This is a genomic window from Shewanella sp. BJSY2023SW001, from assembly GCF_047314685.1.
Taxonomy (GTDB): Bacteria; Pseudomonadota; Gammaproteobacteria; order Enterobacterales; family Shewanellaceae; genus Shewanella; species Shewanella indica.
In genome coordinates this window covers 334-26,507 of record NZ_JBKORF010000012.1, presented here as the reverse complement: position 1 = coordinate 26,507, position 26,174 = coordinate 334, and the positions used below count along the sequence as shown (strand labels likewise).

The following is a 26,174-nucleotide window of genomic DNA, read 5'->3' as shown; positions in this document are numbered from 1 at the left end:
TGCAGGTAAAGACCTGACCGGCAAAGATGGTATTCTCACCCCACTCATTAAACAGCTTACTGAAGCGGCCCTCAATGTTGAGCTCGACCAACATCGGCAATAAACAAAATTCTGGGTTTAGGTATGCATTAAGGGATGATGGTGACGAAACCGAACAATACCTTAAGGCAGTTGTTATTCGTTCAACGACCTGTTCAAAACGTCTTTATAAATTCTTGATTTAGAAAAACAACATCAAATTGACACTGTAATTAACTATACTCTGATGTGTTTTGATATTAATTATTAACTTTACCAGTTTAGTGACGGTTAATTAAATATTCACTTGTTCGGTAAAGCCAAGGTTTTTAATATCCACCCATTCGGTAAACAAGCTACACCACCCGCAAGGTATGACCAGTTGATGTTTATTGAATATTTAATTTGACAATTTATCTGATACGTGATTATTCTGACGTACGTTCAAAACTCTTTGATGTTCAGATTTAATAACCAAAAATGGAACTATTAAATGAACGGACTCTTTAGAAAAGAAGCACTTGATTATTCCAGCAAGAGGTTACTGGGGAGTATATCCCTAGCTCAACATATATCCGTGTATCTTATCGTTTTTCCTCTTCTCTTCACTGTATCAACTTGCATTTCATTTCTATTCCTTTCTGAGTATTCTCGTAAAGAGACGGTGCAAGGTTTTTTAGTGCCTAGTTCAGGTGTTATAAAAGTTTATTCCAGTCGCTCTGGTACTATTGAAAGTATTTATGTAAAAGGAGGTTCGAAGGTTCAGAAAGGAGAATTAATCGCTAAAGTTTTATTATCAAGACCACAGTTAAATGGGATTGACCTGAGTGAAACCTTGCTTTCAGGGTTAAAGTCGCAATTATCCTTACTTGAGCAAGATGAGAAAAATACTGTTTTGGTGGCTAAACTAGATTTGCAGCGGCTTAAGCAGAAGGTTCTGGATTTGACCGAGACTGAAAAGGTTCTTGAGCGCCAACAGTTACTGCTTGATAAAAAACACAAGTTACAACAACAAGAGTTTGAGCGTTTCAATAAAATATACAGCAATGGTTATTTATCGGAAACAGAACATCAATCTCAGCAGCAAAAATTATTGCAAATTGCACAGGAAATGGAATCCAACAAGTCTAACATAGTTAATATTAGCGCTCAGTTAAATGAAGCCAAGGCAGAGGTCGCTAGTCACCCCCATCAAACAGAATTGAGGCTTGCCGATATAGCCAGGCGTAAAACCGATGTGCAGCGGCAGGTTGATGAAACCCAAAATGGCTATGAGTTCAGTATTATCGCCAAAGAAGCAGGGGTGGTGACATCCATTGCGGTAAAAGAAGGGGAGTTCTTACCGACGAATAGGCCGCTCCTTAGCATCATTCCTGAGGGTGCGCAGTTGGTAGCTGAGCTGTTACTTCCGACACGTTCGGCGGGTTTCGTCAAGCTAAGAGATGAAGCGAGACTCAGATTTGATGCATTCCCGTACCAGAGATTTGGTTTTCTGGCAGCTACTGTGTCGCGGATAGATAAATCTTTACTATTGCAGGGCGAGGCGGATATACCAGTGCAGCTTGATGAACCGGTTTACCGGGTGCAAACCACCTTGTCTCAGCAAAACATTAATGCTTACGGCGAAGAGTTTGCGCTAAAGCCCGGGATGTTGCTGGAAGCGGACATTATTTTGGATAAACGCTCGCTGTCGGATTGGCTATTGGATCCCATCTATAACCTCAAAGGCAGGGTGGGTTAAATGACTCTTTGTGAAATAAGCTTGGTAGAATTTAGCTTGTTTGACGCTGCCTTAAATGTAGCAGAGTCCACTGTAGCAGTGTGACTAATCGGCGAACAGGCTAAAAGGTAGGGCAAAGGTTTCGCAGCCGGCCATATCTTTGAAAGACGCTCGAAGACATTTTGAAAGAAATGTCACCCGATGAAAGCTTCAAGCACTCATAATATCCATGTTAAGGAAAAGTATTATGCAAGAATTAAAAATGGACGAGTTAGTGCAGGTGAATGGTGGGATAGCACCTCTTGCTGTTATGGCTGGCGCTCACATGGCAAAATCTCTGTATTTGTCATATAGAGTTTATAAAGCAGCTAAGGCTATCCACTAAGTAATATTTGGAGGGGCGCGGCTATATTCGCGCCTTATTGACTATGTTCTACAAGTACTATTTTGAAGGAAAATGCTACAACCTGGTTAATAACTGGTTTTGTGGATTGCACATTTATTACGGAGATAAATTAATTTATAGAGAAAATACTGATCTTCCTGAACGAAAAATTGTAGAGAATTTCAATTTTTCGCATGAAGGTACTGACTTTAAGGTTCAAGCAACTAAGAAATGGTTTTCTATCGATTTTAGGGTTTTCCATCTGAAAGGTGCAGAAGAAACCAAGTTGGATTTACACACCTGTCTAGATTATTTTAGATGGATTAAATTATCCTTGAGTTGGAAAGACGCAAACATACTCTTTAAAATTATTTTTTTATCAGAAGTCGCCTTCTTTACCATGGGATTTTGGCTTTTTATCAAAGGAGAGATAGTGGAAGGTGTAATACTGATTTTACTGGCATTAGCAACTATTATCCGCTTCGACATCAAACGTTAGGGCTCATGGTGTTTAAATAGTTATTATTAAAGCAGCCATATTTTAAGTGGAGTCATTAATAGCACTGTTTCTCTGATAATTGCAGTTCAATCTTAGTGATGCTAATAACTGTAAGTTTTGTAAGTTTTGTAAGTTTATCACATGAACATATCAACAGCTTTTTCTAACACGAATATTCTGTGGCCACTATGAATGAATACGCGAGCAAATAAATCAACTTGCCATGACCAGGATCATCATTGCACACCGCCCTAAAACTATTAAACAGACAGATAGGGTATTGGTGATGCACATAGGACAACTTCATACACCCGAATCTATACAGCAGCAAGGAGCGTAACTTGGTACTTAGGCAGTTTGGGTTAACTTCAATGGAAAGCTGCTTAAGTCAAAGGCACAGTCAAGGTTTTGCGGCCGACCATGCCTTTGAAAGGGCGCTTGATGAGCCCATCAAGCAAACACAACTTAGTAGTTTAATGTAAGGAATGCATTATGAAAGAATTAACTGTCAATGAGATTGAACAAGTGAATGGTGGTAATTGTTTATATGCTGGTCAAGAGTATAGTACCGGTTCAAAGTTAGAACAGGCTGGAGAAGTGTTAACATGTCAATCAGACGGCTCATGGGGTTAAGTTCATGAAAGTATTATTAATATTGGTTCTAATGCCTATATCTACATTTGCAGGTGACTGTGAGACATTAAAGTCTGCTAGTGTTAGCCATAAAAAAGTAGATGAAACGAAGTATTGTTACTATGAATCGAAAGAGTACTCACTAGGCTCTAGGCTTAAGCAGCTAGAACAGGTAATGGCATGTGTTAAAAGCAAGGCTAATGACCAGCTTATTTGGAGCAAGATTTAGCACATAGTATTAAATATGCTTCTTAATTCCAACACAAGGAATACGTTATGCACAAATTAACTATACATGAAACTGAAAATGTGTCAGGCGGGTTCCATTGGCTAGCTAATTTATTTGGTACACAAACAACATTGCTACCAATGCTACCAACCATTGAAGTCGAGATGGTTTAATTTACGGTCCGCCATGGACTTTCTATGGCGGACATCTATATTGATGGTGGGCACCTATATTATGAAGAAAAATCCAATCAAAGCTAGATGCCCAAAGTGTGGCTCTAACTCAATTAGGGTTTTACGTACTCCGAAAAATCTTATTTTGGAAGCGACAAACATTATTTCTTGGTCAATAATTGGTGTTGAGGTAAATGAAGTTTATGTTTCCTGTAATAATTGTGGAAGTATTTATAAAGGGTAATTTTATTTTGAATGGTGGATTCAATTCTGTATGAGTTGTTGGTTCTAGCGACACTTATTTGTATTAGTCGCGAGTTAATCTGACAGGAAATTTCGCTGCAACCAATGCCACAGCCACACTGTAGCAATCTGTCTTTAGGGCACGACGAATCTCACCGCAAGGATGATACGCACGAAATCTCAGGGGGATTTTATAGCGAAATGATAGGTAGTTTTGCGTAACTGGATGTACTGCATGATGTACCACACTTTGTAGCAAAAATTGATAACAAAGCTAAAAACACCATACAGAACATCCACTTACAGAATAGGTGAGTTGGCCTATAAGCCGGGTCCTGTTCTCCCGAAGGAGCGGCAGTCATTCCTCTAGGCCTGCAATCGCTCACAGGCTCAAGCAATCTACCCGGTTCCAACGCGAGCCACGCATTAATTCCGAAGAATAGTGGAACCCTATTTGATCTTGCTCCGGGTGGAGTTTACCGTGCCGCGAACTGTTACCAGCCGCGCGGTGCGCTCTTACCGCACCCTTTCACCCTTACCGGCCCGAAGGCAGGCGGTCTACTCTCTGTTGCACTGGTCGTCGGCTCACGCCGCCCAGACGTTATCTGGCACCCTGCTCTATGGAGCCCGGACTTTCCTCCCCGTTCTTGCGAACGCAGCGACTGCCCGGCCAACTCGGCGCGGATTATAGCCCATAGCGAGCCTCACACCAAGGCATTTCCTTACCAGCCCAGCTCCAGCCCTTTTTTATAGAGAGCGTTTTTCTTCAACCCATGGATCTGTGCCGCAATGGCGGCCGCCTTCTTCAGCGGTAATTCATCACAGAGTAGTTTGAGGGTATCCAGCGCCGCGGCGGGCGTTTCGTCTGCTTCTTCACTGACAAAACCGTGCAGCATAAGCACGATTTCACCGCGCTGCTGGTTGGCATCGGCTTCTACCTGCGCCAGCACTTCGGCCGTGGTGCCGCAGAGGAAGGTTTCAAAGGTCTTGGTCAGTTCCCGCGCCATCACCATCTGTCTATCCGGCCCCAGGACCTCCACCAGCGACTTGAGGCTGGGCAGAATTCTGTGGGGAGACTCATAGAAAATCAGGGTGCGCGGGTCTTCCCTAAGCGCCAGCAGTTTATCCTGGCGCCCTTTGTCTTTGGCCGGCAAAAAGCCTTCAAACGAGAAACGATCCGAGGGCAAGCCAGATGCCGACAGCGCGGCAATGGCGGCGCAGGGGCCTGGCAGCGGGATCACCGGATAACCGGCGGCGCGCACATGGGATACCAGGTGATAGCCGGGATCGGAAATCAGCGGCGTACCGGCATCGCTGATCAGCGCTATGGCTTCACCTTCGCCGAGGCGTTCGACAATCCACTGCGCCCGGGCACGTTCATTGTGGTCATGCAGCGCTGTCGTGCGGGTGTCTATGCCGAAGTGACTCAGCAATTTACCGCTGTGGCGAGTGTCTTCACAGGCGATCAACGCCACCTGATTCAGTACTTCCAGAGCCCTGGGGCTCAAGTCCCCCAGGTTGCCTATGGGAGTGGGAACTATATACAGCGCGACCGACAGGTCCATAACTACCTCGGAGATGAAAGTGCCGAGACTTTCGTCAGGCACAATAGAAGGTTAAACTAGAGCCAGCATCTTACCAGAGTGAAGCCCTGTGTTAAAAAGCCTGAATAGAGTTAAATACATTTCTGCTGCGATTTTGCTTGCCAGCCTGTGGGGCTGTGGCAGCACGCCATCGGCAGACAAAGATCAGCTGGCCGTCGTTTCTCTGGTCAGTGCCCCGCAAGCCCCAGCCGAGTATTTGGCATTTGCCGCCAAGGCGCCCAGCAAGGAAAACCGCGAGCGTTACCTGCTGTTGGCCGCCAATGCTTACCTCAAGCAAGGTGATACAGATGCCGCTGCAGATATTCTGCGTTCAATGCAGGCCGGGCTAAGCCCGGTGGATGAAATCCAGGCCGAGCACCGTTTTCTCAGCGCCCGTCTGCAAGAACTGACCGGCAAAAACGCCGAGGCCCTGAGCACCCTGAATTACCCCGGTAATTGGCAACTGGCCGATTGGCAATGGGCCAGTTATCACCAGGCCCGTGCCCGACTATTTGCTGCCAACCAGCAACCCGTGGAGCAAGTGCGTGAGCTGAGTAAGCTCAGTCAGTATCTGCCGGTAAAGGCGACCGGCGAGGTTAACGACGAAATCTGGCAATTGCTCAAGCCACTGCAGGAAGAAACCCTGCAGAGTTTTGCCGCTCAAGAGAGCGATGCCGTATTTACCGGCTGGCTGCAGCTGGCTTATCTGGCCAAACACTACGCGGTGGATCCCTCAAGCCTGATCCGCCAGTTGAGTGATTGGCAGAAACGTAATCCTTATCATCCAGCGGCGGTGCAGTTGCCTTCGGATCTGCAGCTGGCGCTCAGTGCCAAGCCATACAGACCCAGCAATATCGCCGTGCTGCTGCCACTTTCGGGCCCAAGAGCCGGAGTCGCCAACACTGTTCGTCAGGGCATACTGGCCAGTTATCTGAGCGACCCGGACAGCAATGTCAGCCTCAACTTCTTCGACACGGCCCAAGGTGCCGACAAGGCCTACCAGCAAGCGCTGCAGAGCGGCGCCGAATTTGTGATCGGCCCGCTGCTGCAAAACGAAGTGGAACAGGTGATGGCGGCCCAGCAAGCTGCCGGGGCAAGCACGCCGCCGCAACTGTTTCTCAATCAAATAGATAAGCTGCAACCGCAACAGAATAAGTACTACTTCGCCCTGTCTCCCACTCAGGAAGCCAGCGATGCCGCCAGACGCATGTATCAGGATGGCATACAGGTGCCACTGCTGCTGGCCAGCAATGATGCCGTAGGCCAACGTATGGCCCAGAGCTTTAAGCAGACCTGGATGGAGCTGACCGACAGTGATGCCGAGGTTCACTTCTATGATAACGGTGACAAGATGCGCGAAACCGTGGAAGAAGCCCTTGGCGTGACTGACAGCAAGGCGAGGATCCAGGCCATTAAGGCACTGCTGGGCAGCAAGGTGAAGGCCGACTTCCGCTCCCGTACCGATATCGATGCCATCTATATGATCTCGGGGATTCAGGACTTACCGCTGCTGAAACCCTTTATCGATGTCAACTTCAGTGTCTTTGCCGAGCAAGTGCCGCTGTATACCAGTAGCCGCGCCCGTCAGGAAGACAACGCCAAACAAACCGCGATTGAACTGAACAATATCACCATCAGTGATATCCCCTGGTTGCTGCAGGCCAGTGAAGAAACCGAAGCGGTCAACAAGTTGTGGCCCACCTGGGGCAATGCCCAAAAACGCCTGTATGTGATGGGCTATGATGCCCTGCAGCTGGTCAATCGTCTGGCCCAGATGCATGCCTTCCCCGGATACCAGTACAGTGGCCGCAGCGGCCAACTGACGGTGAGCCCGGATGGCGTGATCGATCGTCAGCTCAGCTGGGCCAAATACCAGCGCGGCGTTTTGCGGCCACTGTAAGGCGGCTTATGGATCTGGGACAGGAAGGCGAGCGTCTGGCTCGCCGCTATCTGGAACAACAGGGCCTGACCTTTGTCGAACAGAATGTGCGCTACAGTTTCGGCGAACTGGACTTGGTGATGAAACAGGGCAGCCAATGGGTGTTTGTTGAGGTAAAATACCGCTCACCCAGCCGATTCGGTGGCGCTTTGCAGTCATTGAGCCAGGCCCAAATTGCCAGGCTTCGCAAGGCCGCCAGTCAGTATCTGCAGCAACACAGGATCAATGCTCCATGTCGCTTCGATCTACTGGCCATTGATGGCGGCAAGGTGAAATGGCTGCAAGACGCTTTTTAGTAAACGCTTAATCCAAAACAAATTTACACTTTTATGCCTGAAAAAAGCCACCGGCCTATGGCATGATAGCAACACTTGATAGTGAAGGACTTATCCATGTTAGAACGTATCAAAGACAGCTTCACCGAGTCGATTCAGACCAAGATTGACGCCGCAGAGGCGCTGCCTGAGTCCATCTCCAAGGCCGCAGAAATGATGGTGCAATGTCTGTTGGGTGGCAATAAGATCCTTGCCTGCGGTAACGGCGGCAGTGCCGGTGATGCCCAACACTTTTCCGCCGAGCTGCTGAACCGCTACGAAGTGGAGCGTCCACCGCTGCCGGCCATAGCTCTGACAACAGACACCTCAACCCTGACAGCCATCGCCAACGATTACAGCTATGACGAAGTGTTTTCCAAGCAGATCCTGGCACTGGGCCAACCCGGTGACATACTGCTGGCCATTTCCACCAGCGGCAATTCGGGCAACGTCATTAAAGCGATGGAAGCTGCACTGAGCCGGGATATGACCATAGTTGCGCTCACGGGTAAAGATGGCGGTGCCATGGCCGGATTGCTGAGCACCAATGATGTGGAGATCCGCGTCCCCTCCAATGTCACGGCGCGTATTCAGGAAGTACACCTGCTGGTTATCCACTGCCTGTGTGACAACATTGACCGTACCCTGTTCCCGCAGGACGAGCATCAATGAGACGTCTGCTGCCCCTGTGTCTACTGCTTACCAGTTTGACCGGCTGTGCCGGAGCCGTAATGGTGGGTGCAGTCGGCGGCGCCATGGTGGTCAACGATGAGCGCTCGCTCAAGACCCAGTTGGATGATACCAATGCCGATTTTAGTATCTCCAGCGTACTGGGAGCGGAAGAGGATCTGAAGAATCAAACCAATATCACCGGCGTCAGTATGAACGGCAATGTACTGATGATAGGTCAGGCGCCCAACTCCATGCTTAGAGACAAGGCGATTCGGCTGGTCAAAGAACTACAGTTGGGTGGCAAGATCCACAATCAGATCCGTATTGGTAACCCGACATCCTTTACCACCCGCAGCAACGACACCTGGATCACCACCAAGGTCAAGGGACGGATGCTCAACGACAAGAATCTGGATGTCACCAAGATCAAGGTGATCACTGAGAATGGTGAAGTCTTTCTGCTGGGCTTGGTCGAGCGAGAGCAAGCCGATCTGGCAGTGGAAATTGCCCGCAATACCGCAGGGGTACGTAAGGTGATCAAGGTGTTCGACTACGTCACCCCTTAACAGCCAAATCCCTCTTCTATGCAAACAAGAGCCGGTTATACCGGCTCTTGTGCTTTCAGTTCACGGGTTTTCATCAGCTTGGCGATGGCGGGCAGGCACAAGGTTGGCAGCACCACCAACGCAGCCCCAATCCAACTCAGGGTATCCAGCCACTCATCGAACAGCAGCCAACCCAGGAAGACAATAAAGATCAGTCCGCTGTATTCAGCCACGGCAATTTCACTGGCCTTGGCCCTGCGATAAGCCAGAACACAGAACCAGTGATACGCCAGCAGGAAAGCATTGGATAACAACGCCACCCCGAGCAGTTGCCAACTGAGCCCGGCCAGTTGCTGCGACAATGCCACCAGCAGAGTCAGCGGCAGACTCAGCAAGTTGTAACAGAGCAAAGTCAGACTGGCGGCTTCGGTACCGGGCAGCTTTCGCAAACTCATCTGGTTCAAGGAGAAGGTAAAGGCAGAAACCAACACCGCGATACCGGCAAGTTCCAGTTCACTAGGCTTTAGGATCAACAAGATACCGACAAATCCCAGTGCGGCAACTCCCCACTGCAGCGGCGTGATCTGTTCCTTCAGAAATACAGCGCCGAGCACCATGATCATCAGGGGCGCCGAATAGAATAGCGAGCTGACAGTCGCCAAGGGCAGCGCCATCAGGCCAATAATCAAAAAGAGCGCGCCAACAGCTCCTGTGTTGGCACGCCAAAGGTGGAGCTTAAAATGAGAGGTGCCCGGACGACCGGCCTTGATCCACAAAGGCAACAACATGAGTACCGCCGTTATCTGGCGCACCAGCAGAAAGGTCGCCGCATTGGCATCATCCGGTAACCATTTGACCGACACATCATAAAATGCGCTAAAGAGATTTCCTACGGTCAATAAAATCAAACCGATAGCTACGGTTCTCTGCATCTTGGTTACCCTGAACGACTCTCAATCGGCGGCATCATATCCGGGTTAAAAACCAAATTGAAATGATGTTTTTTACGTATAAATGAATTAAATTCATACTAAATATCAAAACAGAGTCGCCAATGCGAAAACTTCCCCCCTTGAGAGCGCTGCAGGTGTTCGAAGCGGCAGCACGCCAGAGCCATTTTTCCCGCGCCGCCGAAGAGCTTTGTATCACCCAGAGCGCCGTATCCCATCAGGTCAGGATATTGGAGGAACACTTTGACGAGCCTCTGTTTCTGCGCCAGGGGCGCAGCCTTAAACTGTCACCCAAGGGGGAGATCCTCTATGGCGAATTGGAGCGAATATTCAACGAACTGGCTGACCTTGGCCGTTTGTTCGGCGAGCCCAATCGTGAGCTGAAACTGGCGGTTTACAGCTCTTTTGCGGTCAAATGGTTGATCCCCAGACTCAGCGACTTTCGCCGCCGTCACCCCGAGGTACAGATAAGGTTGGAGATGGTGGCCCAAGATCCCGAGCTCAGCGACAGTGTAGCCGATCTCTTTATCAGCGGTGGTCTCAAACGACGGGGATACTGGCAGACTGTGCTACACAAGGAACGGCTTATTCCAGTTTGTAGCCCGCAATTGCCCCCCAGAGCCGGACAAATAACGATTCAGAGTCTGCAGCAGTATCCACTGTTGACCGTGGATGAAGGGCCACTGGGACTGGACTGGAACCGCTGGGCCGAGGCCAACGGTGTCACTCTGACCCCCAATCACAGGCAGCATATTTTCAGCCATGTGTTAATGGCCATAGAAGCAGCTATTGCCGGTCAAGGCATAGCACTGGCGTCAGACTTTATGGTGGAGGATGATATTGCCAGCGGCCGTTTGATAGAAGCTGAACTGCCGGATGTGCACACAGGATTTGAATTCACTTTTTGCTGTAAAGAGCGGCGCCTCAGAGAACCGGCGATAGCAGCGTTTGCCGATTGGCTGATGTTGATGGCAAGCCAGCCACAACCACAGTAATTCGCACGCAGCCACAAAAAAGCCGACCTTGTAGGTCGGCTCTCAAGATTGGCGGAATTACACCAGCAAGCCTATCTTCTCATAGACTTTCTTCACTGTGACTTCGGCGCGGGCCTGGGCCTTTTCGGCACCCTGCTTCATCACAGACTCCAGGAAGGCTCTGTCTTCGCGAAACTCACGGAAGCGTTGTTGCAGCGGCTCCAACATACCAACCACGGCTTCACCGGCAGCCACTTTCAAATGGCCATACATCTTGCCTTCAAACTCGGCTTCCAGTTCGGCTATGCTCTGGCCTGTCACCCCGGACATCAGGCTCAGCAGATTGGAAACCCCAGGCTTGTTATCTATGTCGAAGCGCACCACAGGTGGCTCATCACTGTCGGTCATCGCCTTTTTCAGCTTTTTCATCACCGCCTTGGGATCTTCCAGCAGGCCGATGACATTGTTGCGGTTGTCATCTGACTTGGACATCTTCTTGGTGGGATCCTGCAGCGACATCACCTTGGCACCCAGCTCAGGGATAAAAGGCTCAGGCACTGTGAAGGTGTCACCATAGGCGTTGTTGAAACGGGTGGCGATATCCCGGGTCAACTCCAGATGCTGTTTCTGATCCTGACCGACAGGGATCTCATTGGCCTGGTACAGCAGGATATCGGCCGCCATCAGCACAGGATAACCAAACAACCCGACGTTGATATTGTTGGCGTGCTTTTGCGACTTATCCTTAAACTGAGTCATGCGGCTCAGCTCACCCATCTGGGTATAACAGTTCAGTACCCACCCCAGTTGAGTGTGCTGCGGCACCTGTGACTGAATGAATACTGTACTCTTCTTGGGATCAACACCACAAGCAAGGTACAGCGCCAATGTGTCCAGGCAAGCTTCACGCAAGGCATTGGGATCCTGACGCACAGTGATGGCATGCAGATCCACCACACAATAGAGGCAATCATGGCTGTCCTGCATGGCTACCCACTGACGCAGGGCACCCATGTAGTTACCTATGGTCAACTCGCCTGAGGGCTGGGCACCGCTCAATACTATGGGTTTGGGACTGCTCATGAATTTCATTACTCCGATTGCTGTGGCGGTAAATGCGCCAAAATTTGCTCAAAATGATCGCATACGGCATCTGGGCCGCAAAGCCCAATATCTTCACCGTAGTTGTAGCCATAGGTCAAGCCGATTGAGGCAATACCTGCAGCTTTCGCCGCCAGAACGTCGTTACGGGAATCACCCACCATCAACATCTGCTGAGGCTGCAACTGCCATTTCTCCAGCAGATGAGTCAGCGGTAAGGGATCCGGTTTCATCTTAGTGAGAGAATCGCCGCCGAGAATTTCACTGAAAAATAACTCAATACCAAAAGCCTGCAATAAAGGGATAGTAAAGCGATAAGGCTTGTTGGTGACCACCGCCAACTTAAAACCTCTTTGCTGCAGGGTTCTAAGCACAGACTCAACCCCGGGATACAGCTTGCTGTAACGCTCAAGGCAAGCTTCATAATGCTTCATAAATACCGGCATGGCTTCGGCCATGACAGAGGCATCCGGTTCAGCCCCCAGGCTAAAGGTCAGCGCGCGGCGCATCAACATTTCTGTGCCGTTGCCAACCCAGCTGCGTACCTGATCTTCAGTGCAACTTCTAAGCCCCAGATCGGCAAGCGTCGCTTGGGTCGCGGCGGCCAAGTCCGGCACACTGTCAACCAGAGTGCCATCCAGATCAAAGGCGATCGCGCTGATACTGCTTGCGATCATAACTTACACTCCCGCCAGTTCACTGCGCATTTGGTCGATAACCGCCTTATAGTCAGGCTGGCTAAAGATGGCTGAACCGGCAACAAACATGTCGGCACCGGCGGCGGCAATTTCGGCTATATTGTCCACCTTAACGCCCCCGTCGACCTCCAGGCGGATATCGCGGCCACTCTCATCGATACGGCGGCGTACTTCGGCCAGTTTATCCAGTGTCGATGGAATAAATGACTGACCACCAAACCCAGGGTTAACCGACATCAACAAAATCACATCCAGCTTATCCATCACATAGTCCAGGTAGTGCAATGGCGTGGCAGGGTTGAATACCAAGCCGGCCTTACAGCCGTGGTCACGGATGAGTTGCACTGTGCGGTCCACATGCTCGCTGGCTTCCGGATGGAAAGTGATAGTAGAAGCCCCCGCCTTGGCAAAATCAGGCACTATGCGGTCGACCGGCTTCACCATCAGGTGCACATCGATTTCGGCGGTAATACCATAGTCACGCAAAGCTTTGCAGACCATGGGGCCTATGGTCAGGTTAGGTACATAATGGTTGTCCATCACATCGAAGTGAACCACGTCGGCCCCCGCGTCCAATACGGCTTTAACATCATCACCCAGGCGGGCGAAATCGGCAGACAGAATGGAAGGAGCAATAAGATATGGGCGCATAGCAATCTCACAGGATGTTTAAGAAGTCGCCTATTTTACCCGCCAAGGCGCTCGGGCTCTATAGCCTGGCGCCCATTTCTGCCGTTGAAAAGCATCATAAGTTGGAATAAGGTTGTTACTTGGTAAAAAGCTGTTCAATTTATCAACGGCTTTGTTATAATCGACCAACGTCACATTTGGGAATGGAACAGGATGAACCAGAAACCGCAGGTTTTCACACACAGCATCAAGTCAGCAGTCATACTCGCTGCCGCCGCTGGCGTGGTGGGAGCGACTGCTGTTGGCTTCCAAAGCCTGGGTTCTTCCGCGAACAATCTGGCCTGCAGCTACAGCCAGGAACACGACTACAATCCCAATCTGCCTTCCAGCCATCCCAATAATCGCTGTGCGACTCAGGAAGATGACTTGAGCTGGGGGGGCTGGTTCAGCGGCAAGAGTCGTTCGGGCCAGTTCCATTTTGTCGACTTACTGGAGTTACTGCACGGCCATCAACGCAAACCGGTTGACGATATCGCCCCGGCAAATTCCAACAACGGTTTTTAAATGTTTGGCCGCTACTGGCGTTACCTTTACAGTACGCTGGCGGCCTTCTTCGGCGTGCAGAGTGAGTCCAATCGTGCCAGGGACTTCAGCGCCAATTCCTCACCTCTCCCTTATATCATCACAGGCGTGTTGCTGGCAGCACTCTTGGTGGTTGGACTATTGCTGCTGGTAAATCAAGTACTCGCCTGATTACTTTGGCAAAGATGACTTTCAGTCGTTCTCGTTGTGATAGGTTTCGTCGTACAAAGCCATCAGCTCATTCACCTTGGTTCTGCTGCTGCCCTTCTGGCTGATATTGCGCTGTACCTGAATCGTTTCCATTCTTGAACCATGGTACAGCTCACGGGTCAGCGGAATATCATGGTTGCTGATAAGCACTGGAATACCACGCTCAATAGCGGTATGACGAGAGTGCCTGGCCAGCAGCGCCTGGTCATCCAACGAAAAGCCGGCCCCAACATAAGTAGTAAAGCTGGCGGTGGTCGATAGGGGGGCGTATGGCGGATCGCAATAAATCACATCACCGCTTTGGGCCAGAGCAAACGCCTGCTCGTAGCCAATACAGCGAAACTCGGCATTTTGTGCCTTGGCGGCAAAGCCGCGTATTTCCTTCTCGGGAAAATACGGCTTCTTGTAGGAACCGAAGGGCACATTGAATGAGCCTTTACGGTTGTAACGACATAAGCCATTAAAACCAAAACGATTGAGATAGAGAAAATAGATAGCTCTATCGAAGGGATCGCGACTACGGTTGAATTTATCTCGGATCAGATAGTATTGCTCTTTGTCGTTCATCTGCGGCACAAACAACTCGGCCGCCGCCCCTATGTATGCTTCCGGACGAGTCTGAATGATGGAATAGAGATCGATCAGATCACGATTGATATCGCACAGCAGGTAACTGGGGTAATCTGTGTTGAGGAACACAGAACCGGCACCGACAAAGGGTTCAACCAGGCGCTCGCCCTTGGGCAAGTGCTGAATCAGGGCATCAACCAGTTTAAATTTACCACCGGCCCACTTGAGAAAGGCTCTTTGTTTTTTCTTCATTAAAATTGATTGGTGCCCGGAAAAACGAAAGTGAGGATTGTACTCGGTTTAAGATGAAATTTCACTGTTACTTAGGCCAGCTTGTAAGCGATAGTGTTGCAGTGATTGCCAGGACTTAATCAAAGGTTGAGGCAGATCCAAAGACAGTTGCAATACCTTACCGGCTTCGATGGCTTCTTGCTTGCTGGCATATTCCCCTACCAATACCACCCACCAATCCTTATGTTTGGCCACTCTGACATTTTTCACTTTTTTCAGCTTAATCATAAATGCCGTCAGTGAAGACTCGCGTTTCAGACTTACCAATTGCAAGGTGTAACCTTGTGTCGGTAGCACTCCGGCACTAGGCTCTTGTTCAAGCTCAGATTGAGCTTGAATTTCCTGCGCTTCATTATTCATAGAGGCAGCCTCTTTGACCTGCGGCTTTTGGGTAACAGGAGCGGTTTCCACATCCAGCGCCGCCTTGGCATCGCTGAGCAGTTCAGAACCAGTTTCCGACTCAGGGGTCGACTGACTATCCGCTTGGGGCACGGTTTTCTGAGCTGATTTCGGGTCTTGCTGCGAGTCAATCGCTGGTGAAACAAGGCTCTGGCTTCGTGGTTGTTCAAGACGAACATATACAGGAGCCGAGCTGAGAACTTTCGAGGCCGGTTCCGATTCAATATCGAGCCAACGCTCGGCAAACTGGCTTAAGGGACTTGTCCTATGTTCCAGTACCAAGGCAGACTTGGTCAGCTCGGGCAGAGGCTCGGTCGAACGCAACAGATACCAGGAGAGCAATGCCAAACAACTCAGCACAGCAAGGCTCGACATCAGTAAGGTCTTCCACGGGAATACTCTTGGCCTCGGCGGCTCACCATTCAATGCCAGCTCCAACAATGCCAAAACCTCGGCCGGTGTGCCCTGCTGCCGCTCCAACTGCTTAACCACTATAGCCCGCGGCGTAAAGGTGTGTACTGCGCTGCGAGTCAACAAAGTTTGATACAGCCCCTCACGCTCGGCCAGAGAAAGCGGCTCAAGCTTAACCGGCAATACCTGCTGTTTCTGTGCTTTAGGCAATTGTAGCTGTAACTGCTCGGCAAATTCCGGAGAAACCGAACAGGTCAGCGTGATAGGTTCACCTCTGGCTTGCAGCTGAGTCAGCAACAAACACTCGGCCCAGAGCACCAGCGGCATGTTGTCGGCATCGTCGATCAGTATGTGGATAGGCTTGCGCATCTCACCGAGATAACGCAGCAGGGTGTCGGCCAGCGGCTGTTCGTCGTCAAACAGGGGGTCGGGCAGTAGTTGGATCAGCAACTTGCGCCTTATTTCGGCGGCATCCGCATGTTGAGGACAACTGACCAACGCCAGATTATGCTCATCGAGCACATTGGCCAAGGCGGTCAACAGCCGTGTCTTACCGGCTCCAACCTGCCCCTGCAACAAAACCAGCTGCTGACCGTAACAGGCCAGATGCTGCAGTCTTTGTAACAGTGCCTCTTGCGAAGGCAGGAGAAGTTCTTCGGTTGCCACCATTGTCACCCATCAAGGTTCAAGCGCGGCAGATCACCTGTTCGAGTAGGGATTCCGGCACTTGAGCAAAAATACCGGCCTGCCCCATATCAGTGGGCAAAACCAAGCGAATTTGCCCAGCCAAAACTTTTTTGTCACGCCGCATGTGTTTGATAAAGCTTTCAAAATCCATGGACTCTGGTGCAGTTATCGGTAAGTCAAATGCCTGTAGCAGCGCACTGATGCGACAGAGAATTGACTCGTCAATCAGTTCCATGGCTTTTGCAGTTTGTGCAGCAAGGACTGTGCCAGCGGCAACCGCTTCACCATGAAGCCAATTGCCATAGCCCATTTCGGCCTCGATGGCATGACCAAAGGTATGCCCCAGATTCAACAGGGCACGAACACCTTGCTCTGTCTCATCTTCGGCAACCACTTCGGCTTTTATCTCACAGCAGCGACGTATGGCATAAGCCAACGCCTCTGGCTGCTGCGACTTGAGTGACTCGACATTGTTCTCGAGCCACAGGAAAAAATCAGCATCCCAAATGATGCCGTATTTGATCACTTCAGCCATACCGGCAGCAAATTCACGCGCCGGCAGGGTCTTCAGACACAGGGTATCTATCAACACAAGTTTGGGTTGATAGAAAGCGCCTATCATGTTCTTGCCCAGCGGATGATTGACTGCCGTCTTGCCACCTACGGATGAGTCGACCTGAGACAGGAGCGTAGTGGGGATCTGGATAAAATCCACCCCCCGCTGATAACAGGCGGCAGCAAAGCCGACCATATCACCAATAACTCCACCGCCGAGTGCCACCAGCACCACATCACGACCGCAGTTATGCTCAAGCAAAGCCGTAAATACGCTATCGAGCTGTGCCAGTGTCTTGTATTGCTCACCGTCGGGTAAAATATGAGCAAAAACCTGAGCCGCAGGCAGCAGAAGGCGCTGCAAGGATTGCAGATACAGGGGAGCTACTGTGTCATTGGAGACAATGAGGACCTTTTTACCCAAGATGCTCGCCGTCAGGCAATCGCTCTGGGCCAACAGACCCTGGCCAATGAAGATAGGATAACTACGTTCACCTAAATCAACCCGGATCTGTTGCATCTTGCGTCCTAGAAACCTAATTGTTCAATGATTTGATTGGCCACCACTTTGGCGCTTTGCTCGTCTGTCTTGACGATAACATCAGCGATTTCCTCATAGAGAGGATTACGCACGTCTGCCAGTGCTTCCAACACTTCACGAGGGTTATCGACCTGCAGCAAGGGGCGACGCTTGTCGCGCTGAGTGCGGGCCACTTGTTTATCAATAGTGGTTTCCAAATACACCACGATACCGCGGGCAGAGAGGAAGTTGCGGATATCTTTGCTTTGAACTGAGCCACCACCAGTAGCCAGAACTATGCCTTGTTTCTCGGTCAGATCGGAAATCACCTGAGCCTCGCGGCGACGGAAACCTTCTTCGCCTTCAACGTCAAATACCCAGGCAATGTCAGCGCCGGTGCGATTTTCAATCTCTTGATCTGAATCGTGGAATTCCAAGTGCAGCATTTGTGCCAGATGACGACCTATGGTGCTCTTGCCTGCGCCCATAGGGCCTACCAGAAAAATATTACGTTTTTCAGCCATTTCTTGTACGTCTGAATCTTATGAAAAGTTTGCCGAATGTCGACTTACTATCAAATCGACGGGATTTGTTACCTTGCTCTTATGAGACTTGACCGGGGATTATCTCAGCTTAAGGACATTCAAGGCAAGTAATGCCGACTATTAAAGCCAAATTTCCCCGCGCCCAAACATCAAAGCCAGCGACTGGCACTGGCTTTGGTTGAAGTTTTACAGGTTTGGAAAAACTTAAGTAGACCCCCTCATGGCTTCAATCAGATGCCGTGAACGCCAATTGCGTTGCAAGCGACGCACTACAAAAGAGAACGCCACGAGGACTTTTTCGCACCTTCCCTAGATTTCCTCAGTCACTATCTTGGGCGTTACGAAGATCAGCAGCTCCTGGCGCTCATTCTTGTCCGAAGTATTGCGGAACAGGAAACCAACCAGGGGAATATCCCCCAAAACAGGCACCTTGCTGACCCGACTGATCAAGTTCTGCTGATAGATCCCCCCCAGCACTATGGTTTCACCATTGTCCACCAGCACTTGGGTACCTATGCGCTGGGTATCGATGGAAACAGCTTCTCCCAGCGGCGTCTGTACTATCTTACCTTGAGAATCCTGAGTGATTTCCAAATCCAGTATCACACGGTTATCCGGGGTAATTTGTGGTGTTACCCGCAGTGACAATACCGCTTTCTTGAACTGTACTGTAGCCGCGCCACTGGAAGCCGATTCCACATAAGGGATCTCGACACCCTGCTCAATATAAGCGGCTTTCTGATTTGAGGTGGTAATTCTGGGGCTGGCGATAATTTCACCCTTGTTTTCCTGCTCCAGCGCACTCAATTCCAAATCCAAGACAGTACCGTCGGCCAGTTTGGCAACATGGAAAGCTATGCTGGCAGCATTGCTAGGAGCCGCCGGCAGGTTCACATTGAGACGGTCGCCTATGGATGGAATGGTGCCGTTGGTAATGTCCTGAGCGCCTTCCAGACTACCCGAGGTGCCTTTATTGCCCTGTTGATCTGTGATCCCCCAACGGATACCCAAATCCTCAGCAACATCATCCTTAACCGTAACCATTCGGCTTTCAATCAACACCTGACGAATAGGCACGTCCAGCACTTCTATCAGCTTGTGCACGTTTTCCAGAATATCGGCCGTGTCTTTAACCAGCAGAGTATTGGTTCTTTCGTCCACGGCAACTGTGCCGCGTTTGGACAATAGGCTTGATCCTTCTCCCCTTAACAAGCTGGCAATCTCGGTGGCCTTGGCATAGTTCACCTGCAAATATTCCGAGTAAAGTGGCGCCAACTCTTCAGAGACTTTTTTCTTGTTCTTGAGCTGGTTTTCTTCACGTATGGCAAGCTCCTCAGCCGGCGCAACCATCAGAATATTACCTTCGATTCGCTTATCCAACCCCTTGGTCTGCAGGATAAGATCCAGCGCCTGATCCCAAGGTACGTCATCCAATCTCAGGGTGATACTACCTTCGACTGTATCACTGGTCACCAGGTTGAAGTCGTTGTAATCGGCAATGATCTGCAGCACGGTTCTGACTGAAATATTCTGGAAGTTGAGTGATAGAGTCTTGCCCGAGTATTTCTTCTCCGTCTCCATCTGAACTGCACGCTCAACCTCGGTCATCGCCAAGGTGAACATATTACCGTCTTGTTTGTAGTTGTATTCGTAGTCGCCCTTGATATCGATCAGAATCCGACTGGTCAGCTCTTCTTTGAAGGTCTCAAAGCTCTTCACCGGGGTGGCAAAGTCTTGCACATCCATAACATAAAGCATGTCAGATGGAATATCTGTGTTGTACAACTTCAGCTCCAGCCTGGAACCGACCTGCTCAACATTGGCGGCAACCGATGAATTACGCAGCTCAACCAGCAGTTCACCACCCTTATCCCCCAAGCGGCGGAAGTCGATATTTTTTATGCTATTAACAAACGGGCTGCTGGCCTTGCTCTGGGGATCCATGACTTCATCATTGACAGTCAAACGATAGACGTTCCCCACGGCCTTACCTTGATAAGGTTTCACTTTTTTCAGTGCCAAAACCAGTTGCAACTTATCGCCATCCTGCATGCTGGACAGCTGCTCGACCCCGGCAGTGTTAATAGGGATCTGTGCTTTTTCCAGCGCAGAAATACTGTCGCTAAAGTTCAATTGGATACTGGCGGGATCGGCATTCAAATTGATTTCCGGCTCAGATATCGGCTTGTCAAACACCAACTCCAATTCCAGTTGGTGATCCACAATGGCATGGTACTTAACATCTACCAGCTTGTTGGCAGCATCAGCATAGGGACTTAGCCCCAGGATGAGCAAGCTGCCCAGGATATACTGCATCCATTTGGCTGCATTTTTTGGGGTGATATTCGCGGCAGAAGATTCCATTATTCCCTCATCCTTCGCTTGTTATTCTCCGGTCAATTCCAGGCTGCTGTTGCGCTCTGTCCAGCAGCCGGAACCGTCCGGTACTAATTCAATGATATCGATATACTGTGCTGATACTTTGGCTATCCGGCCATGATAAAGTCCCAAATACTCACCGACGCCCATGCGATAGACATTGCCATCAGTCGTCTCCACCAAGGCCCAAACCACCTTGTCTTCGCTCAGGGTGCCGCGCATCTTGAGATTATCCAGGGCATAGGTTTCTAGGCGGCCCTTGCGACGCTTGAGATCCGGTTGCAGGCAGTCTTTGGTGGTGTCTATCACCTCTTCCGTCAGTTCTCGGGAAGGTGGTACAAAGGGGCTACGCATCATATCGGCCTGATAATCAAAGTGCTCAAACTGAGGCGGCTCTTTCAGCGGCGGGATTGGAGCAACCGGCTGGGCCTTGGTGCTGGTAACAAAGTCCTCAAGATCCGCTCTGTCACCAATACAACCACTCAGCAATAGCACCGCAGCGGTCAGGGTAATGAGTCGTTTCATTTACCTTTCCCCTTAGCCTTCTCCGGCGGTAATTCCGTTCCTTCTTTAAATCTGTAGGTCTTGGCAAGGATCTCCATCGCCAAGATGCCTGATGGGTCACGCTTAATCACAAAATCATGCAGACTGACAATCCGTGGCAACTTGGCAACCCCGCCGACCATGTGACCCAGTTGGTGATAATCGCCGGTCACGGCCATGCGTATCGGAAACTCAATATAGAAGTCCCGCTGGATCTCTGCGTCCCAATCCAGACTCTGAATCTTCAACCCGGCATCTGTAGCCACATAGGTCAAGTCATCAAGCAAACCCGGCATTTCGTTTTCAGATGGCAGCATCTTCAGCAATTCGGCAAATTGCGCTTCCATCTGCACCAACTGCTCTCGATATAATTTCAGGTTAGCGGCCAAAAGATACTTTTGCTTGAAATCATCACGCAGTTGTTGCTCTTTAACTTGCTCGGACTGATAGATATCTATGGCATCTGAAACAAACAAATAATAGCCACCAACGAACACCAGAATTGCCAGCAAGCCGGCAAACACAGCCTTGACCTGAGTCGGCCAAGCGCCGATATTCTCCATGTCCAGGTCATTGAACTGGCTCAAATCGAAACTCATTTGCCCGCTCCTTTCGCCATCTGTGCCGTCCCCTCAAGCCGATTTGCTCCCTTGATACTGACCTTGAGACTGAAGCGTTGCAGCTCTCTGAGTTCTTCCTGCTGAGAAACTATCGACTGCATACTCGGGTCCTGAAGCCACTCTGATGCTTTAATTTTTCGCATCATGTTGGCGACATTGTTATTGGACTCACTACGCCCCTCGATCCAGATGAGACTGCCTTTCTTTTCTATGCTGGAAAGATAGATGCCTGGCGGAATAACCCGTACCAGCTCATCCAATACATGGGTAGGCAAATTACGCGCCTGTTGCAGATTAAGAATAATCTCGGTGCGACGTTCAATATCCTTTTTGCGCTGTTTGATCTTGGTAATCTCAGCTATCTGCTTGTCTAACAAGCTAATTTCTGATTGAAGATAAGCATTTCGCTGCCGCTGATCTTCTGTCATCAAACCGATAAAGTTCAGTGCCATGTAAACCAACAACGCGGCGCCAATAAAAACAGCAGCCAAAATCCCTATATAGTCACGTTTCTGTTTTTCCCTGGCTTCTTCGCGCCATGGTAATAAATTTATGTTCGCCATTGACCATAACTCCTCAGCGCCAGGCCGCAGGCCACCATGTATTTACTGATATGGGGTTGCAGGGCATTTTTTACTGAATCGTCTGCATGCAAACTTCCCTGAAAGGGGTCGGCAATTATTGTATGAACACCTAATTCATTGGTCAGAAGATTAGCCATACCTTCTAATTTGGAAGTACCGCCACAAAGCACCAAATGATCGACTTTATCTTTACCACTGGAAGTGCAATATATTTGCAGCGTGCGTTTTATTTGTTGCAATAATTGCGTTTGGAATGGCGATAACACCTCAAACATATAATTGCGAGGTAGATCACCTTCTATCTTGGCCTTTTCCGCCTGCTCATAAGACATGCCGTAAAAAGACAATATAGATTGAGTGAAGAGTTCTCCACCAAACGCCTGTTCGCGGATAAAGGCCGTTTCCCCTTTTTCCACTACCGCGAAGGTAGTCATATTGGCACCAATATCAACTAAAGCGACCACCTGTTCAGCAGCGCCGTCCGGCAGCTGTCCCAAGACCAATTCAAGGGAACGGCCTAAAGCATAACCTTCTACATCAACGACTTTGGGCTCAAGGTCAACACTGTCCAGCGCATCGATTCTGGCATCGATATTTTCGGTTCGGCAAGCACTGAGCAAAACATCAACTTTACTGGGATCTGTCTTGTTAACGCTCAGTGTTTCAAAATCAATACTGACTTCATCAAGTGAATAGGGAATAAGGTTATCCGCTTCAATCTCAATCTGTGCCTCCATTTCCACCTCACTCAGAGAGGCATCCATGTAGATGACTTTAGTCATTACGGCTGATCCGGATACAGCGACAGAAGCAAATTTAGTTGCTTTGGGCAATTGCCTCTTGAGCTGTTTCATTGCTTCAATAACGGCTTCAGGATCACGAATATCATGATCATTGATGGCTCCTTTTTTAACAGGAGCTGCGGCGTAAGCCTGGATTTTATAACCATCGCCTGTCTTGCCCAGCAGGATTGCCTTGACCTCGTGAGAACCGATGTCAATACCCACCATTTGCGGAGCCTGACGCTTCCATAGATTCGAAAGCATAGTCCTTTGTCACTTTGTTATTGTTAGGTTTTAGAGTAGCACATTTTCAAATTGTTACGCCTCTTTGTATAAAATGTTTGAGTACATTACAACGGCTAATTTTTTGACGCTGCCTTTTTGCTTCACCCTGCACAAAACGCCTTATATACTATTGTGCCCGCAGCAAGTTTTGGAATAATCTCGTGAAGTGGTTAAAACGTATACTCATAGCTCTATTCAGCCTGGCCCTTTTGGGGGTTGCAGCTATCGTTGGAGCCTACTTCTACGTCCTGCCCGAACTCCCGGATGTCGCCACACTCAAGACAGTGCAACTGCAAACACCACTGAGGGTTTATTCCAGTGATGGCAAGCTGATCTCACAATTCGGTGAAAAGCGCAGGATCCCGTTGGAATTGGCCGATGTGCCCAAACCATTACTGCAAGCCTTTCTGGCAACCGAAGATTCACGTTTTTATGAGCACAAAGGCGTCGACCCCATAGGGGTAGCTCGGGCCGCACTGGTTATGTTGGCCACCGGCGAAAAAAAGCAGGGCGCCAGTACCATTACCATGCAGGTGGCCAGGAACTTCTTCCTGACCCGAGACAAGACAATTATTCGTAAAGTCAAAGAGATATTTATCTCTATCCACATAGAGCAGCTGCTGACCAAAGATGAAATTCTGGAGCTCTATGTCAACCGTATCTATCTTGGACAGCGGGCCTACGGGGTTGGCGCCGCGGCTCAAGTATATTATGGCAAGGAAGTCAAAGACTTGACGCTTGCTGAAATGGCAGTTATCGCCGGCTTGCCGAAAGCGCCCTCAACACTCAACCCTATCACCTCCCCCAGCCGAGCTTTGACTCGTCGTAATCTGGTGCTCAACCGTATGCTGGAGGTCGGCTACATCACCCAGAGTGAATACAACGAGGCCAGCGCCCAACCTATTACCGCCAAATACCATGGTGCCGAAATCGATCTCTATGCCCCCTATATTTCAGAGATGGCCAGGGATTATATGGTACAAAAATACGGTGAAGAGGAAGCCTATACCGGAGGATACGATGTCTACACCAGCATAGACTCCTCACTGCAGTTAAAAGCCCAAAAGGCACTGCGCAACAATGTCTACGCCTATGATGAACGCCATGGCTATCGAGGCCCGGAAGCGGTTCTCTGGACAGACAAGCAACCTGATGAGAGCGAGTTGATTGCCACTCTTAAGAAAACCATGCCCATTCAAGAGCTCAGGCCTGCTGCCGTATTGAAGGTAGAAGAACAACAAGCTGAAGTACTGCTCGCTTCAGGAGAAAAGCTCACTCTGCCTTGGGATGGCCTCAAATGGGCCCGCAAATTTATCAGTGACAAACGCCAAAGCGCACCACCGAAGAAAGCCGAACAATTCCTGAAAGTGGGCGAACAGATTTGGGTACGTCACAACGGCGATATCTGGCAACTGGCTCAGGTGCCTCAGGTTGCCAGCGCCATTGTCTCGATAGATCCTAAAGATGGTGCAATTCAGGCACTGGTCGGTGGTTACAGCTTCAGTCAGAGCCAGTACAACCGGGTGACTCAGGCCAAGCGTCAGTTGGGCTCCAACATAAAACCTTTCCTATATGCCGCAGCGCTGGAGAAAGGCTATACCCTGGCGACACTGATCAACAACGCGCCTATCAACAAACCGGATCTCAGCCAAGGTACGGCTTGGCGTCCCAAGAACTCACCCGACGTATACGGCGGCCCCACCAGGCTGCGTCTGGGGCTGGCACAGTCTATCAACGTGATGTCGGTAAGAACCCTACGCTATGTTGGGCTGGATGCCGCCATCGACAAGCTGGTACAGTTTGGTTTCGATGCCAAAGAGCTCAACCACAACGAATCTCTGGCGCTGGGTTCGCCATCAGCCACACCTTTGCAGGTGGTCACAGCCTTCTCAACCTTCGCCAACGGGGGTTATCTGGTTGAACCATACTTCATCAAACGGATCCTGAATGCCCAAGGCGAAATCCTTGAACAGGCTCATCCGGCTCTGGCTTGTGACGCGCCGCTTAAGGCTGAAGAGGATATGACGGATAACGCCATAACCGATTTGACTATGCAAGAGCCGCTGCAGCCCCTGGTTCAGGAAGATCCTTTCAGCTGTGACAGCCCTAGCGCCCGTCACGCCAAGCAGGTGATCAGCGAGCAGACCGCATTCCTAATCACCGATGCCCTCAAGAGTGTTATCTGGGGTGGCGGTAACTGGAGCAAGGGCACTGGCTGGAACGGTACCGCCTGGCGCGCCGCCAGAGTGGTCAAACGCCATGACATAGCCGGTAAAACGGGAACAACCAACGAATCGCGGGACACCTGGTTCAGTGGCTACAATCCTAAGCTTGCCACCACTGTCTGGGTCGGCTTCGATGACCATGGCCGTGAGCTGGGACGTACCGCCTGGAATGCCAGCGGCGCCAAAGATCAGATTTCAGGGGCCGAATCCGGTGCCAAGACCGCGGGCCCAGGCTGGAACGAGTTTATGCGCGATGCCCTGGAAGGAACGCCGGAAGAACCCAGCATTCCACCGGCTGGAATCGTTTCGGTGCGTATTGATTTAGACAGCGGCAAGCTGTCGCGTAAGACAGACTACACCAGCGACTTCGAGTACTTTATTCAGGGTACAGAACCCAAGGAATACGCCACCGGCGCCGAAGATGACAGTGACATCTTTATCGAAACACCGCCGGAAGAGCTGTTCCAGTAACTGTCTGTTTAACACCGCCTGTTAAACATTAAAAAACGCGCCGATTGGCGTAATGCCGTTCACTTAGTGTGAACGGCATTTTTCTTAGGCTTAATGGGATACTTGTTTTTACTCATTTTTAACGCACGTGGATAGGCTCTATCGCGTTTCCCATCAAGCTTGAACTGCCTCGCATTACGCACTATGTCCAAGACATCTCTCGGGACATT

General features: G+C 50.0%; 27 protein-coding genes, 1 other RNA gene and 1 pseudogene. 13 read left to right on the top strand and 16 right to left on the bottom strand.

Going from position 1 to position 26,174, the window contains the following annotated elements:
* Positions 1-511 precede the first annotated feature (511 nt).
* The 5 genes from ACMHXH_RS02890 (at position 512) to ACMHXH_RS02870 (ending at position 3,484) form a co-directional block, all read left to right on the top strand.
* The gene (locus ACMHXH_RS02890) at positions 512-1,759 is read left to right on the top strand and encodes an HlyD family secretion protein (RefSeq protein WP_233963004.1); all 1,248 of its coding nucleotides are present in this window, start codon (positions 512-514) and stop codon (positions 1,757-1,759) included.
* Positions 1,760-1,985: 226 nt separating this feature from the next.
* Positions 1,986-2,123: a class IIb bacteriocin, lactobin A/cerein 7B family gene (locus ACMHXH_RS02885; RefSeq protein WP_160289603.1), complete on the top strand. Its 138-nt coding sequence runs from the start codon at positions 1,986-1,988 to the stop codon at positions 2,121-2,123.
* A gap of 106 nt (positions 2,124-2,229) precedes the next feature.
* On the top strand, positions 2,230-2,622 hold the full coding sequence (locus ACMHXH_RS02880; RefSeq protein ID WP_152608477.1) for a hypothetical protein: 393 nt from the start codon (positions 2,230-2,232) through the stop codon (positions 2,620-2,622).
* Positions 2,623-3,114: 492 nt separating this feature from the next.
* Positions 3,115-3,255 (top strand): DUF1496 domain-containing protein, encoded by a 141-nt coding sequence (locus ACMHXH_RS02875; RefSeq protein WP_226565729.1) that lies wholly within the window; start codon positions 3,115-3,117, stop codon positions 3,253-3,255.
* Between the two features lie 4 nt (positions 3,256-3,259).
* On the top strand, positions 3,260-3,484 hold the full coding sequence (locus ACMHXH_RS02870; protein WP_412509988.1) for a DUF1496 domain-containing protein: 225 nt from the start codon (positions 3,260-3,262) through the stop codon (positions 3,482-3,484).
* Between the two features lie 724 nt (positions 3,485-4,208).
* Here ACMHXH_RS02870 and rnpB read toward each other — a convergent pair.
* Positions 4,209-4,578: RNase P RNA component class A (gene rnpB, locus ACMHXH_RS02865), an RNA gene on the bottom strand.
* A 44-nt stretch (positions 4,579-4,622) separates the two neighbouring features.
* Positions 4,623-5,465: a 16S rRNA (cytidine(1402)-2'-O)-methyltransferase gene (rsmI, locus tag ACMHXH_RS02860; protein WP_028780979.1), complete on the bottom strand. Its 843-nt coding sequence runs from the start codon at positions 5,463-5,465 to the stop codon at positions 4,623-4,625.
* 88 nt (positions 5,466-5,553) lie between these two features.
* Between rsmI and ACMHXH_RS02855 the strand changes: the two genes are divergently transcribed.
* The 4 genes from ACMHXH_RS02855 to ACMHXH_RS02840 all read left to right on the top strand — a co-directional run bounded on the left by ACMHXH_RS02855 (position 5,554) and on the right by ACMHXH_RS02840 (position 8,974).
* Positions 5,554-7,383, top strand: coding sequence for a penicillin-binding protein activator (locus ACMHXH_RS02855; RefSeq protein WP_208166683.1), 1,830 nt, complete (start codon positions 5,554-5,556; stop codon positions 7,381-7,383).
* Between the two features lie 8 nt (positions 7,384-7,391).
* Positions 7,392-7,718 carry a YraN family protein gene (locus tag ACMHXH_RS02850; protein WP_101057317.1) on the top strand — a complete coding sequence of 109 codons (327 nt, stop codon included), beginning with the start codon at positions 7,392-7,394 and terminating at the stop codon, positions 7,716-7,718.
* A 96-nt stretch (positions 7,719-7,814) separates the two neighbouring features.
* Entirely contained in the window at positions 7,815-8,408 is a 594-nt protein-coding gene (locus ACMHXH_RS02845; RefSeq protein WP_039035996.1) for a phosphoheptose isomerase, read from the top strand.
* On the top strand, positions 8,405-8,974 hold the full coding sequence (locus ACMHXH_RS02840) for a BON domain-containing protein (RefSeq protein WP_101057319.1): 570 nt from the start codon (positions 8,405-8,407) through the stop codon (positions 8,972-8,974). The genes ACMHXH_RS02845 and ACMHXH_RS02840 overlap by 4 nt, the downstream gene beginning before the upstream one ends.
* Positions 8,975-9,009: 35 nt before the next feature.
* On the opposite strand, the gene ACMHXH_RS02835 is transcribed toward ACMHXH_RS02840, so the two are convergent.
* Positions 9,010-9,885, bottom strand: a complete 876-nt coding sequence (locus ACMHXH_RS02835; RefSeq protein WP_039035994.1) for a DMT family transporter — start codon at positions 9,883-9,885, stop codon at positions 9,010-9,012.
* 122 nt (positions 9,886-10,007) lie between these two features.
* Between ACMHXH_RS02835 and ACMHXH_RS02830 the strand changes: the two genes are divergently transcribed.
* On the top strand, positions 10,008-10,898 hold the full coding sequence (locus ACMHXH_RS02830) for a LysR substrate-binding domain-containing protein (RefSeq protein ID WP_144362085.1): 891 nt from the start codon (positions 10,008-10,010) through the stop codon (positions 10,896-10,898).
* A 57-nt stretch (positions 10,899-10,955) separates the two neighbouring features.
* Here ACMHXH_RS02830 and trpS read toward each other — a convergent pair whose 3' ends face one another.
* From trpS to rpe, 3 genes are read right to left on the bottom strand one after another with little or no spacing between them, the layout of a single operon-like run.
* Positions 10,956-11,960 carry a tryptophan--tRNA ligase gene (gene trpS / locus ACMHXH_RS02825; RefSeq protein WP_025011602.1) on the bottom strand — a complete coding sequence of 335 codons (1,005 nt, stop codon included), beginning with the start codon at positions 11,958-11,960 and terminating at the stop codon, positions 10,956-10,958.
* Between the two features lie 8 nt (positions 11,961-11,968).
* Positions 11,969-12,655 (bottom strand): phosphoglycolate phosphatase, encoded by a 687-nt coding sequence (locus ACMHXH_RS02820; protein WP_413737577.1) that lies wholly within the window; start codon positions 12,653-12,655, stop codon positions 11,969-11,971.
* A 3-nt stretch (positions 12,656-12,658) separates the two neighbouring features.
* Positions 12,659-13,327, bottom strand: coding sequence for a ribulose-phosphate 3-epimerase (rpe, locus tag ACMHXH_RS02815; protein ID WP_413737575.1), 669 nt, complete (start codon positions 13,325-13,327; stop codon positions 12,659-12,661).
* Positions 13,328-13,519: 192 nt separating this feature from the next.
* On the opposite strand from rpe, the gene ACMHXH_RS02810 reads away from it, so the two are divergent.
* The gene (locus tag ACMHXH_RS02810) at positions 13,520-13,870 is read left to right on the top strand and encodes a hypothetical protein (RefSeq protein WP_039035990.1); all 351 of its coding nucleotides are present in this window, start codon (positions 13,520-13,522) and stop codon (positions 13,868-13,870) included.
* Complete coding sequence (locus tag ACMHXH_RS02805) at positions 13,871-14,059, top strand: DUF2970 domain-containing protein (protein WP_071475629.1); 189 nt, start codon at positions 13,871-13,873, stop codon at positions 14,057-14,059.
* Between the two features lie 21 nt (positions 14,060-14,080).
* Here ACMHXH_RS02805 and ACMHXH_RS02800 read toward each other — a convergent pair whose 3' ends face one another.
* The 9 genes from ACMHXH_RS02800 to ACMHXH_RS02760 form a co-directional block, all read right to left on the bottom strand.
* Positions 14,081-14,920, bottom strand: a complete 840-nt coding sequence (locus tag ACMHXH_RS02800; RefSeq protein ID WP_039035988.1) for a Dam family site-specific DNA-(adenine-N6)-methyltransferase — start codon at positions 14,918-14,920, stop codon at positions 14,081-14,083.
* Positions 14,921-14,968: 48 nt separating this feature from the next.
* Positions 14,969-16,438, bottom strand: coding sequence for an AAA family ATPase (locus ACMHXH_RS02795; protein ID WP_234555934.1), 1,470 nt, complete (start codon positions 16,436-16,438; stop codon positions 14,969-14,971).
* A 16-nt stretch (positions 16,439-16,454) separates the two neighbouring features.
* Positions 16,455-17,531: a 3-dehydroquinate synthase gene (gene aroB / locus ACMHXH_RS02790; protein ID WP_101095889.1), complete on the bottom strand. Its 1,077-nt coding sequence runs from the start codon at positions 17,529-17,531 to the stop codon at positions 16,455-16,457.
* 8 nt (positions 17,532-17,539) lie between these two features.
* On the bottom strand, positions 17,540-18,055 hold the full coding sequence (gene aroK, locus ACMHXH_RS02785; RefSeq protein WP_025011596.1) for a shikimate kinase AroK: 516 nt from the start codon (positions 18,053-18,055) through the stop codon (positions 17,540-17,542).
* 330 nt (positions 18,056-18,385) lie between these two features.
* On the bottom strand, positions 18,386-20,392 hold the full coding sequence (locus tag ACMHXH_RS02780) for a type IV pilus secretin PilQ (RefSeq protein ID WP_373297555.1): 2,007 nt from the start codon (positions 20,390-20,392) through the stop codon (positions 18,386-18,388).
* Positions 20,393-20,461: 69 nt separating this feature from the next.
* Positions 20,462-20,980 (bottom strand): pilus assembly protein PilP, encoded by a 519-nt coding sequence (locus ACMHXH_RS02775; RefSeq protein ID WP_039035984.1) that lies wholly within the window; start codon positions 20,978-20,980, stop codon positions 20,462-20,464.
* Positions 20,977-21,597, bottom strand: coding sequence for a type 4a pilus biogenesis protein PilO (locus ACMHXH_RS02770; protein ID WP_039035983.1), 621 nt, complete (start codon positions 21,595-21,597; stop codon positions 20,977-20,979). The genes ACMHXH_RS02775 and ACMHXH_RS02770 overlap by 4 nt, the downstream gene beginning before the upstream one ends.
* Positions 21,594-22,181 carry a PilN domain-containing protein gene (locus ACMHXH_RS02765; protein ID WP_039035982.1) on the bottom strand — a complete coding sequence of 196 codons (588 nt, stop codon included), beginning with the start codon at positions 22,179-22,181 and terminating at the stop codon, positions 21,594-21,596. Before ACMHXH_RS02765 ends, ACMHXH_RS02770 begins: the two co-directional genes overlap by 4 nt.
* A complete protein-coding gene (locus ACMHXH_RS02760; protein WP_039035981.1) occupies positions 22,169-23,248 on the bottom strand; it encodes a pilus assembly protein PilM in 1,080 nt (359 codons plus the stop codon). Before ACMHXH_RS02760 ends, ACMHXH_RS02765 begins: the two co-directional genes overlap by 13 nt.
* A 182-nt stretch (positions 23,249-23,430) precedes the next feature.
* Between ACMHXH_RS02760 and ACMHXH_RS02755 the strand changes: the two genes are divergently transcribed.
* Positions 23,431-25,965: a penicillin-binding protein 1A gene (locus ACMHXH_RS02755; protein WP_162207135.1), complete on the top strand. Its 2,535-nt coding sequence runs from the start codon at positions 23,431-23,433 to the stop codon at positions 25,963-25,965.
* 59 nt (positions 25,966-26,024) lie between these two features.
* Here ACMHXH_RS02755 and ACMHXH_RS02750 read toward each other — a convergent pair.
* Positions 26,025-26,174, bottom strand: a pseudogene (locus tag ACMHXH_RS02750) (IS4 family transposase); the annotation flags it as partial.